The organism is Methylobacterium sp. Leaf125, from assembly GCF_001423085.1.
Classification (GTDB): domain Bacteria; phylum Pseudomonadota; class Alphaproteobacteria; order Rhizobiales; family Beijerinckiaceae; genus Methylobacterium.
Genome location: NZ_LMNU01000003.1, coordinates 114,205 through 125,123, shown reverse-complemented (window position 1 = coordinate 125,123; position 10,919 = coordinate 114,205). Strand labels below are relative to the sequence as shown.

At 69.3% G+C, this 10,919-nt stretch carries 11 protein-coding genes; 4 read left to right on the top strand and 7 right to left on the bottom strand.

Features of this window, described 5'->3' with window-relative positions; all coding sequences use genetic code 11:
• Positions 1-55 precede the first annotated feature (55 nt).
• From xoxF1 to ASF58_RS07100, 4 genes are all read right to left on the bottom strand, one after another.
• Complete coding sequence (gene xoxF1 / locus ASF58_RS07115) at positions 56-1,858, bottom strand: lanthanide-dependent methanol dehydrogenase XoxF1 (RefSeq protein ID WP_055949576.1); 1,803 nt, start codon at positions 1,856-1,858, stop codon at positions 56-58.
• Positions 1,859-2,630: 772 nt separating this feature from the next.
• The gene (locus ASF58_RS07110) at positions 2,631-3,407 is read right to left on the bottom strand and encodes an ATP-binding cassette domain-containing protein (RefSeq protein WP_055949574.1); all 777 of its coding nucleotides are present in this window, start codon (positions 3,405-3,407) and stop codon (positions 2,631-2,633) included.
• The gene (locus ASF58_RS07105) at positions 3,388-4,125 is read right to left on the bottom strand and encodes an ABC transporter permease subunit (protein WP_055949571.1); all 738 of its coding nucleotides are present in this window, start codon (positions 4,123-4,125) and stop codon (positions 3,388-3,390) included. Before ASF58_RS07105 ends, ASF58_RS07110 begins: the two co-directional genes overlap by 20 nt.
• Before the next feature lie 44 nt (positions 4,126-4,169).
• Entirely contained in the window at positions 4,170-5,162 is a 993-nt protein-coding gene (locus ASF58_RS07100; protein WP_055949568.1) for an ABC transporter substrate-binding protein, read from the bottom strand.
• Positions 5,163-5,444: 282 nt separating this feature from the next.
• Between ASF58_RS07100 and ASF58_RS07095 the strand changes: the two genes are divergently transcribed.
• Positions 5,445-5,822: a 4a-hydroxytetrahydrobiopterin dehydratase gene (locus tag ASF58_RS07095; protein ID WP_055949565.1), complete on the top strand. Its 378-nt coding sequence runs from the start codon at positions 5,445-5,447 to the stop codon at positions 5,820-5,822.
• Between the two features lie 33 nt (positions 5,823-5,855).
• Here the strand turns inward: ASF58_RS07095 and ASF58_RS07090 are convergent, their stop codons facing one another.
• From ASF58_RS07090 to ASF58_RS07080, 3 genes are read right to left on the bottom strand one after another with little or no spacing between them, the layout of a single operon-like run.
• Positions 5,856-6,077: a hypothetical protein gene (locus ASF58_RS07090; protein ID WP_055949561.1), complete on the bottom strand. Its 222-nt coding sequence runs from the start codon at positions 6,075-6,077 to the stop codon at positions 5,856-5,858.
• Positions 6,078-6,133: 56 nt separating this feature from the next.
• Positions 6,134-6,979 carry a metallophosphoesterase gene (locus tag ASF58_RS07085; protein ID WP_055949558.1) on the bottom strand — a complete coding sequence of 282 codons (846 nt, stop codon included), beginning with the start codon at positions 6,977-6,979 and terminating at the stop codon, positions 6,134-6,136.
• Positions 6,980-6,998: 19 nt separating this feature from the next.
• Positions 6,999-7,619 (bottom strand): cation transporter, encoded by a 621-nt coding sequence (locus tag ASF58_RS07080; RefSeq protein ID WP_055949612.1) that lies wholly within the window; start codon positions 7,617-7,619, stop codon positions 6,999-7,001.
• Between the two features lie 234 nt (positions 7,620-7,853).
• Here ASF58_RS07080 and croR point away from each other — a divergent pair, with 234 nt between their 5' ends.
• The 3 genes from croR (at position 7,854) to crtI (ending at position 10,918) form a co-directional block, all read left to right on the top strand.
• Positions 7,854-8,333, top strand: a complete 480-nt coding sequence (croR, locus tag ASF58_RS07075; protein ID WP_055949554.1) for a 3-hydroxybutyryl-CoA dehydratase — start codon at positions 7,854-7,856, stop codon at positions 8,331-8,333.
• An 82-nt stretch (positions 8,334-8,415) separates the two neighbouring features.
• Positions 8,416-9,168: an RNA methyltransferase gene (locus ASF58_RS07070; RefSeq protein WP_055949609.1), complete on the top strand. Its 753-nt coding sequence runs from the start codon at positions 8,416-8,418 to the stop codon at positions 9,166-9,168.
• A 169-nt stretch (positions 9,169-9,337) separates the two neighbouring features.
• Positions 9,338-10,918, top strand: a complete 1,581-nt coding sequence (gene crtI / locus ASF58_RS07065) for a phytoene desaturase family protein (protein ID WP_055949551.1) — start codon at positions 9,338-9,340, stop codon at positions 10,916-10,918.
• Position 10,919: the final 1 nt, after the last annotated feature.

The following is a 10,919-nucleotide window of genomic DNA, read 5'->3' as shown; positions in this document are numbered from 1 at the left end:
TGCCGGCGCGGAAACCCGCGCCGGCACCCCTGGCCTTACCGTAACGTGCGACCGATTAGTTCGGCAGCGAGAAGACGGTCAGCTGACCACCAAGGTTGGTGTAGTTCGACAGAGCGGCGTAGCCACCCACCGCGCCGAGACCGGCGTTCGGGTCGGTCAGGCCGGCCGCGAGGCCGATGCCAGCCCAGCCACCGACACCCGACAGGATGCCGACGAACTGCTTGCCCTTGTGGCTGTAGGTCATCACGTTGCCGATGATGCCCGACGGGGTCTTGAACTTGTAGAGTTCCTTACCCGTCTTGGAGTCGACAGCCTTCAGGTAGCCTTCCAGGGTGCCGTAGAACACCACGTCACCGGCAGTGGCGAGAGCGCCCGACCACACCGAGAACTGCTCCTGGTTCGACCACTTGATCTTACCGTTCACACCGTCCCAGGCGATGAAGTTACCCATGCCGCCGTGGCTGTTGGGGGCCGGGTACATGGCCAGCGTCGCGCCGACRTAGGGCTGACCCGGGGTGTAGGAGACCCGGAACGGCTCGTAGTCCATGCAGACGTGGTTGGTGGGCACGTAGAACAGGTTGGTCTTCGGCGAGTAGGCCGCAGGCTGCTGGTCCTTGGTGCCGAGAGCGGCGGGGCAGATACCCTTGGAGTTGGTATCTTCACCGTTCTGCTCGGTGGAGTACTTGGCCTGGACGAGCGGGCGACCGTAGGTCTTGGAGCCCTTGTCCATGTCGACCTTCGAGGCCCAGTTCACGACCGGATCGAACTTCTCGGCGACCAGGAGCTCGCCGGTGGCGCGATCGAGGGTGTAGCCGAAGCCGTTACGGTCGAAGTGGGTCAGGAGCGGACGCTCCTTGCCGTCAACCTTCTGATCCGTGAGGATCATCTCGTTGATGCCGTCGTAGTCCCACTCGTCGTGCGGGGTCATCTGGTAGACCCACTTGGCGGCGCCCGTGTCGGGGTTACGCGCCCAGATGGTCATGGACCACTTGTTGTCGCCCGGACGCTGCTTGGGGTTCCAGGTCGAGGGGTTGCCCGAGCCGTAGTACATCAGGTCGAGCTTGGGATCGTAGGAGAACCAGCCCCAGGTGCAGCCGCCGCCGGTCTTCCACTGATCGCCTTCCCAGGTCTTCAGCGAGGAGTCCTTGCCGACCGGCTTGCCGAGCGACGTGGTCTTCTCGCCATCCATGATCATGTCGGCGTCGGTGCCGACGGAGTAGCCGCGCCACACCTTCTTGCCCGACTTGGCGTCGTAGGCGGTGACGTGGCACTGCACGCCGAACTCGCCGCCGGAGATGCCGACGATGATCTTGTCCTTCACCGGCAGAACGGTGGCGGTGTTGGTCTCACCCTTCTTGGGGTCGCCGTTGACGACGGACCAGTTCACCTTGCCGGACTTGGCGTCGAGCGAAACGACCGTGGTGTCGGCCTGGTGCAGGATGATGGCGCCATCGGCGTAGGCGAGACCACGGTTGACCGTGTCACAGCACATCACCGGGATGACCGACGGGTCCTGCTTGGGCTCGTACTTCCAGACGATCACGCCGTCCTTGTCGAGGTCGAGGGCGTAGACGATGTTCGGGAAGGGGGTGTGGACGTACATCATGTTGCCGACGACGAGCGGGGAGCCCTCGTGGCCGCGCAGCACGCCGGTCGAGAAGGTCCAGGCAACCTGGAGCTGCTTGACGTTGCTGGCGTTGATCTGGTCGAGCTTCGAATAGCGCGTGTTGGCGTAGTCGACGGTCTGAAGGACCTGCTCGGCCGGGTTGGCCGTGCGCTTCAGGACGTCTTCGTTGGCGAACGCCGTGGTCGAAGCGACCATGCCGGCGCCGAGTGCGAGAAGATGTACCGCTCTCATGGATTCCTCCNGCCGTGCGCTTCAGGACGTCTTCGTTGGCGAACGCCGTGGTCGAAGCGACCATGCCGGCGCCGAGTGCGAGAAGATGTACCGCTCTCATGGATTCCTCCGACAGATCTTACAGCCGTCATCATGCGGAAAATCCGCAGGATCACGCCGTGATCTGACTGTTTGCGACAGGGATAGGTTCGCCTCGGTAGCGGACGCCAAACCCTTATGTCCGAACCGTGAAAGGCCGGGACGGGGTCTGTGTAGTCAGGGGCCGCTATCCCTTTGCGGCGCCCCTCGAAACCGAAGCTTGAATGAACTCTAAGAAAAATTCCGGCGGCGTCAACACGCTTGCGCCCCGCGCTTCCAGGCTTCGCACAAGTCCTCGTGAGCCCTCACGCGACATTCGGACAAACTCACGCTTCGCGACATGAGATTGTGCGATGCAATATCTCAAATTGCTAAGACAAAGCGTTTTAAACACCTTGGCGCCATCATCATGCATTCAGTGCATGTAGCCTCAGCTTGGCAGGGTACGGCATGCGGGCGAAGGGGTGTTGATCGTAAGCGAGGCGATACGCACCCGCAGCTCAGAGAAATAAAATTCGTTTTCAGAATTATATTTCAGAAGGCTTCGCCGGTTCGGTGGCGGGCGTTGCCTGGATCCAGCCTCCGGAAAGCCCCGGGGCCGACCCATCCGATGCGCGGTCTCGCCGCATCAGGCTCTGTGAGAAGTGGGGACATCGCCGGATGAGGGCGCGAGCGCCATCCGATCCAGGGCGAATCAGCTTGCGATGACGCTGGGGAATCGCCCTGCGAGGGAGGCTCGGTTCGCCTCCACCCAGCCGCGGTCGCGCTGGCCCCGTGGTCGGTCGAGGGCGATCGTGCCCAGGAGGCTCGCCGGCCGTCCCGAGACCAGGAGCAGGCGATCGGCGATCTCGAGGGCTTCGGCGACGTTGTGGGTGACCATCAGGACGCCCATGCCGGAGGCCTCCACCGCCGCGACCACCAAACCCCGCAGGGACGCCGCGGCGTTGTCGTCGAGGGAGACGAAGGGCTCGTCGAGAATGAGGATGCGCGGCTTCTGCGCGAGCGCCCGGGCGAGCGAGACCCGCCGGGCCATGCCGAGCGAGAGGGCGCCCGGGTAGCGGCCGCGCCAGGGGGTCAGTCCGAGGGACTCGAACAGGGCGTCGAGGTTATGCGCGCGCGCCGGACGCGGCAGGGCGAGGCGGACATTCTGCTCGACGGTGCGCCAGGGCAGCAGCCGCGGCTCCTGGAACGCCATGGCGATGCCGGCTTCGTCCGGCGGCGGCGTGACACGCCCCTCATAATCGGGATCGAGGCCGAGGAGGATGCGCAGGGTCGTGGTCTTGCCCGCCCCCGAGGGGCCGATCAGGCAGGTGATGGCGCCTGCCGTCACCGTGAAGGCGAGGTCGCGCACCGCCTCCACGGGCTCCGGGCCGCCGCCGCCATAGACCTTGCGGAGGATCTCGACCCGCAGGGCGGCATCCGCGGTGTCGGAGACGGGCATGGCCATCCCCTCAGCGCCAGCGTCGGACATAGGCTTCGAGCCGCTGGAGAATGAGGATGTCGATGGCGATCATCACGCTCATGAACACGATGCTGTAGCCGAGGATCGCCGCCACGTTCAGGCTCTGGACGAAGTAGTAGTTGATCGCGAAGCCGACGCCGTTGGGCCGGCCCAGCAGCTCGATCACCAGCACGATCTTCCAGGCGAGCGACAGGCCCGAGCGGGCCGCCGCCACCGCGAAGGGCTGGAGCTGCGGCACCAGCACGTGCGCGATCCAGGTCCGCCGGTCGAAGCGGTAGCTGCGCGCCATCTCCTCCAGCTGCGGATCGAGGCCGCGCGCCCCCTCGCGCAGGATCACGGCGACGTTCGGCAGCTTGTTCAGGACCACGGCGACGATCGCGGCCGCCTCGTTCAGCCCGACCCAGATGTAGGCCAGCACCGTGATCACCAGGGCGGGCGTGTTGAGGAGGATGAGGAGGGGCGTGTCGAGGACGAGGTTGAGCCGGCGCGAGCGCCCCAGGGCGATCCCAAGGAGCACGCCCAGGGTCATCGCCAGGAAGAAGGAGATGCCGACCCGCGCCAGGGTGATGCCGACGTTCCACCACAGGTCGCCGGTGGCGGATTCGCGCGCGATGAAGTCCAGGATCGCCAGGGGGGCCGGCAGCAGCCGCGAGCCCGCGGCCGAGGCCGCGACCTGCCACCCCGCGAGGAGGACCAGCACGGAGGCGAGACGGGTGGCAAAGCCCATCGGGTCAGGGTGTCGGCGGTGCGGCGGGCGGGCGCGGAGCGGCCTCAGCCATTGCCGGTGCCGTCGAAGTACAGGCCCGCGGGGAGCGTCGAGCCGGCGCCGACCAGGCGCTCGCCGCCGAGCCGGGCCATCACGGTGAACAGCGTCTCGCCGTCGCGGCGCTCCGTGGCGAGGGGCCGGCGCGGGATGCCCGCGAGGAAGTCGCGCTTCAGGGCCTGGAAGGTGGCCTCGTCGTCGGCCGACATCAGGGGGCGCACCACGTCCCAGGCGGCGGGATCGGTGGCGAGGATGTCCTTGGCGGCCTTTGAGGCGCGGGCGAACCCGGTCACCGCCTCGCCCTTGTCCTTCACGGTGGCGTCGTCGAGGAGGTAGCCGATCAGGGCCATCGAGCCGGTGGCGCCGAAGGCGCGCATGATGTCGTCCGAACCGATCAGGCGGCGGAAGCCCTTGGGCTCCAGGCGGGCACAGTAGGTCCAGTACAGCAGCCCGGCATCGAGCTCGCCCTGCTCCAGCTTGAGCGCCAGGAGGGGGGGCGCGCCGAACGCGATGGTGGCCTGGGTCTCGAGGTCGAGGCCCACGGTGTCCCGGGCCTGGGCCTTGAGCAGGAGCCAGTTCTTGTCGAGGGGGCCGCCGGCCACGCCGAGGCGCTTGCCCTTGAGGTCGGCCAGCGTCCGGATCGGGCTGTCGCCCGGCACCATCAGCGAACCCTCGGTGGTCGAGTAGGGGAAGAAGCGGATCGCGCGGCCCTCGTTGCCGAGCCGTGCGGCCCAGAGCAGGTCGCCCACGATGGTGTCGACCTGGCCCCCCAGGAAGGCGATCCGCGCCGCGTCGTTGCCGGCGAGCTTGACCACGTCGAGGGTGAAGCCGTTGGCACTGTCGAGGCCCCGGGCCTTGATCACCGCCGCCTCCCACGAAACCGTGCCGAACGGCAGGCTGCCGACCCGGAAGGACGGCCCGGCCGCCCGCGCGGGCCGGACGAGGCTCCAGGGCAGGGGCAACAGTGCCGCCGTCGCGAGCAATCCGCGCCGTGACAGCATGAGGGACTCTCCCTGGATTCGAAGTCGAACGCTCGGGTTGTCCCGTGAAGGCCGGCGCTGGTTGGCAATCTTCATAGGAGGTCGGGCACAGGGCGTCCACAGGACGAATTGGCAAGTCGTCCGGGCGGATGGTCGCTTCCGGAGCGACAAGCCCTTCCACTTCGGGCGCGAGACCTTGCGGGACGGGCACGATCTCTTCCGAACCCGGCACGATCCCTTGCGCGCCGCCGGGGCCGGGCGCAGACATTCGGCAACGATGCCTGTTCGAGGGAGGGTGAGACCATGGCCGGCACGCGGGACGACGTGATCGACGACGCCACCGTCACGGAGCGCCTCGCGCGCGAGTTGCCGGCCTGGCGCCTGGAGGAGGGCTGGATCCGGCGCACCTACAAGACGGTGGGCTGGAAGGGCACGCTGATGGTGATCAACACGGTGGGGCACCTCGCCGAGGCCGCCTGGCACCACCCGGACATCACCGCCTCCTACGCCTGGGTCGAGGTGCGGCTGACCAACCACGCCGCCAAGGGTATCACCGAGAAGGATTTCGCCCTGGCCGCCAAGATCGAGGAGGTGGTCGGCTGGCAGCCCGGCACGGAGGGCGGTGCGTTGGAGGGCACTCCCACCGATCCGCGCTTCGCCTACATCAAGTACGACAAGTAGCCGGTCGCCACCGGGTCAGCGGTCGCCACCGGGTCAGTCCGCCTGCTTCACCCGGCGGCACTCGGTCTTGAGGTAGCTCGTCTTGCCGACCTCGTCCCGCAGGTCGGTGCGGGCGATGATCTCCTGCCAGCCGTTGGTGCAGCCGAGCTCGTTGGCGACGCGGACCTTGCGGACCTCGCTCGCCTTGTCGTCCGTGCAGGCCTCGATCGGGATCCCGTTGGCGCAGACGAGGACCACGGCGATGAAGGCGTTCATGGGCGAGCTCCGGCGTTTCCTTGCCCGACAGGTACGCCACCGGCGCCCGTCCGGTCTCAGTCGATCGTGAGAATGTGATCGGCGGAGAAGTCCCGCCCCTCCACCGGGTTCGCCACCCAGCGGGTTCGGCCGATCCGCAGGTCGTGCCCCGCATGGAAGTGGCCCGAGACCCAGAGATCGGGCCGGTCCGCCTCGGGCAGGTCGTCGAGGACGGTGGTGGCGTAGAAGGCCGGGACCCACCAGGGCACGCCGGCCACGTGGCGGAACGCCTCGGCCGCGCGCGGGCTCGCCGGATGATGGGTGACGCAGACGGTCGGGCCGTCATGGGGCTGCGACAGGGCGGCGGCCAGCAGGACGCGCTCCCGCCCATGCGCCGCCATCGCGTCGGCGGGCGACCAGGCCGTGCCGTCGCCGTTGCGGATCGAGCCCCGGTATTCCCGCGAGCCGGTGACCGGATCGGTCATCCGCGCGGCCGCATAGGCGACCGGATCCTCCGGCGCGTCGGCCACGGTCCCGTCGAGCCAGAGGCCGGCCAGCGACCAGTCGCTCCACAGGGTCGTGCCGACGAAGCGGACGCCGTCGAGGACGACCGCCGCCCCGCGCTGGAGCAGGTGGATGTCGGCTCCCTCCCCGTTCAGGCGCAGCACCTCGGCTTCCAGGGCGGCGAGGAGCTCCGGGGCCGTGCGCCGGTCGCCGGTGGGGGCGTAGTGCTCGTGGTTGCCCGGCACCAGCACGATCGGGCGTCCCTGCGCCAGGGTCATCAGGGCCGCGAGCCCCAGTTCGGGCCGGCCCTCGTGCAGGTCGCCGGGGCAGACCAGCACGTCGAAGGGCCGGGCCGGGCGCGGGATCACGTCGAGGCGCCGGCGCTCGAGGTGCAGGTCGGAGATGGGAAACAGGCGCATGGGGGGGGCTCGCAGCCTCTCAGGGAACCGGGGTCTCGGAGACGCCCTTGGCCGCGCGCCACTCCGCGCGGGCGGCCTTCAGGATGTCGCTGGCCGAATCCGCGTTCAGGACGGCGATGCCCGCCGCCGCGATGAGGTCCGGCCAGGCCGACAGGGTCAGGGCGGTGGCGAGGCCCGCGGCGATGATCGCCAGGTTGGCGAAGGCGTCGTTGCGGGCGGAGAGGTAGGCGGCCCGGGTCAGGCTGCCGCCCCCGGAACGGTGGCGGGCCAGCATCATCGCGCAGGTGAGGTTGACCGCCAGCGCCCCCAGGCCCGTGAGCGTCAGGGGGATCGGTGCCGGCGGCGCCATCGTGGCGAACTTGATCCAGGCGGCATAGCCGGTGGCGAGCGCCGGCAGGAGCAGGATGACGGCGAGGACGGCCCCGAGCCGGGCCCGGTTGCGGACGCTCCAGCCGATCCCGGCGAAGATCAGCAGGTTGATCGCCGCGTCCTCGAGGAAGTCGAGGCTGTCGGCGATGAGCGCCAGCGAGCCGATCGCCAGGGCGACGGTGATCTCGATGCCGAAATACGCGAGGTTCAGCCCGGCGACGCGGGCGACCACCGGGCGCAGGGTGGCGGACGGGGTGGGCGTGGCGGACACGGGCGTCGGCTCGTCTCGTGAGGGTGCGGTCTTCAGGGTGAGGTCTCCGAACCCGCGCCCGTGCCGCGCGGCAAGGGCCTCCATGGCGCGAGTTGCCTGCGCCTGTCGAGGCTCAAGGCCCGGCGGGATGCTTTTCGGCTGCCGCATACTGGATTTGGTCCGCTGCCTGTGCGAGGCGAAAAGCCAAGCCGCACGAGACCTGCGTGCCACCCACCGAAGTCAGGGGAACTGCCGATGATGCCCGAACTGCGCGTCCTGTACTTCGAAGATCTCGAAGTCGGCCTGTCCGAGACGCTGAACAAGGTCATCGCCTCCTCCGACGTGGTGGGCTTCGCCGAGATCACCGGCGACCGCAATCCGATCCACCTGTCCGAACACTTCGCGGCACGCACGCCCTTCGGCACCCGGATCGCCCACGGCCTCTACACCGCCGGCCTGATCTCGGCGGTGCTCGGCACCCGCCTGCCCGGCCCCGGCGCGGTCTACATCAGCCAGACCCTGAACTTCCGCGCACCCGTGCGCATCGGCGACACCGTCGAGGTCACGGTCGAGGTGGCCGAGCTCGTGCCGGAGCGCCGCCGCGCCCGCCTGAAATGCACCTGCTCGGTGGCCGGCGAGGTCGTCCTCGACGGCGAGGCCCTGGTGAAGGTGCCGACCAAGGCCGAGGCCGATCCCCTGGCGGTGCGCATGGGCGGGCGTCCGGCGAGCGCCTGACGCCGCCTTGGCCGCAAACTCCCGACCCGCGCCGGTCGCCATCGACGATCCCGCCGACCCGCGCCTCGCGCCCTATGCGGCGATGCGCGAGCGCGACCTCGTCGGGCGCGCCGGCCGCTTCATCGTCGAGGGCGAGGTGACCCTGCGGGTCATGCTCTCGGCCCGGGCCCGGTTCGGCCTCGAATCGGTCCTGCTGGCGCCCGAGCGCCTGGCCGGCCTGGAGGCGGCCCTGGCCCGTCTGCCCGAGCGCGTGCCCGTCTATACCGCGGCGAAGCCCGTGATGAGTGCGATCACCGGGTTCCCGATCCATCGCGGCGTCCTCGGCGTCGGCCTGCGCGGCGGGGAGGCCGCCGATGACGCCCGGCCCCGCCTGCCGCCGGCCCCGGCGCCCGCCCTCGTGGTCGGCCTCGTCGGCCTGACCAACCACGACAATGTCGGCGGCCTGTTCCGCAACGCCGCCGCCTTCGGAGCCGACGCGGTGCTCCTCGATGCGGCCACCTGCGATCCGCTCTATCGCAAGGCGATCCGCGTCTCGGCGGGCGCCGCCCTGATCGTCCCCTTCCTGCAGCTCGCCGACGCCGACGCGCTCCTGGCCTTCGCGGCGCGTCACGCCCTGGAGCCCCTGGCCCTGAGCCCCGGCGGGGCCGAGACCCTGGGGACCCTGACGCCCCCCGCCCGGACCCTGCTCCTGCTCGGGAGCGAGGGGCCGGGCCTGCCGCCGGACTTGATGGCACGCCTGCGCACCGTCCGCATCGCGATGGCGCCGGAGTTCGATTCGCTCAACGTCGCCACGGCCGGCGCCATCGCGCTGCACCACCTGTCCCGGGCTGCCTGACGGCGGATGGCGGACCGGCGCGGCCGGATCGGCCGGGGATGCGCGACACTGCGCCCCCATTGCCGCCCGCACCACTACGGTCAAGATTAGACCGCGAGCCCTGGACGGACCATGCTCACGCGCCACATGCATGAGGCACGTGGGCCTGTAGACGATGGAGTTGTGAGCGTTGTTGCAGTCACGGGACGGCTTGCGGACCTTGTCCGGACGCCGCGTCATCATCGTCGGTGCCGGTCCCGGCGGCCTCGCCACCGCGCTTCTTCTCGCTCGCGCCGGCGTCCACGTCACGTTGCTGGAGAAGGATCCGGCGGTGGGCGGACGCACGAAGACCGTCGAGGCGCCCGGCGGCTTCCGGTTCGACATCGGGCCGACCTTCTTCCTCTATCCGCAGATCCTCGCCGACATCTTCGAGACCTGCGGCGAGCGCCTGGAAGACCACGTCAAGCTCGAGCGCCTCGATCCGCAGTACCACCTCGTGTTCGAGGCGGGCGGCGAGATCCGCGCCACGAACGACATGGACCGGCTCGAGGCCGAGGTGGCGCGCATCGCGCCGGACGACGCCAAGAACGTGCGCAAGTTCTTCGCCGACAACCGGGTCAAGCTGAAGTTCTTCAAGCCCGTCCTGGAGCAGGCCTTCCACACCCTGCGGGCCATGGCCTCCCCAGCCATGATCGCCGCCCTGCCCCACCTCCATCCGGGGCGCAGCGTCGACAAGGATCTGCGGCGCTACTTCAAGGACCCGCGGGTCCGCCTCGCCTTCGCGTTCCAGACCAAGTACCTCGGCATGTCGCCGTTCCGGTGCCCGAGCCTGTTCACCATCCTGTCGTTCCTCGAGTACGAGCACGGCGTCTACCACCCGGTCGGCGGCTGCGGCGCCGTCTCGGAGGCGATGGCGGGCCTTGCCCGCCGGATGGGCGTGGATGTCCGCCTCGGGGCGGGCGTCGAGCGGGTGCTGTTCGAGGGCAAGCGCGCCAGCGGGGTCGTCTGCAACGGCGAGACCTTGCAGGCCGACGCGGTCGTCATCAACGGCGACTTCGCCAAGGTCATCCAAGACCTCGTGCCGCAGCAGCACCGGCCGCGCTGGCGCGACGCCAAGATCGAGAAGGCGCGCCTCTCCTGCTCGACCTTCATGCTCTACCTCGGCCTTGATGGGCCGATGCCGGAGGCCCTCGGCCACCACACCATCCTGCTGTCGGAGGATTACGCCCGCAACATCCGGGAGATCACCGACGGCATCCTGTCGATGCAGCCCTCGCTCTACGTGCAGCATGCGGGCTTCACCGACGGCGGCATGGCGCCGCCCGGCCAGACCAGCCTCTACGTGCTGGTGCCGGTGCCGAACCTGAAGGCGGGCATCGACTGGAAGGGCCTGCGGGAGACCTATCGCCGCCTCGTGCTCGACCGCCTGAAACTGCTCGGCCTCGGCGATATCGAGTCGCGCATCCGCTACGAGCGCATCGTCGACCCGACCGAGTGGCGCGACGATTTCTTCGTGCACGAGGGCGCCACCTTCAACCTCGCCCACGACCTGATGCAGATGCTCTACTTCCGCCCGCACAACCGCTTCGGGCCGGGTCTCTACCTCGTCGGCGGCGGCACCCATCCGGGCTCCGGCCTGCCGGTGATCTACGAGGGTGCGCGCATCACCGCCCGCCTCCTCATCGAGGAGCTCTCTGCGGGGCGCGTCGGGGCCGCCAGCGCCGGCATCCCGGCCACCGCGCCCCTGGCCGCCTCGGGCGACGCCACTTGAG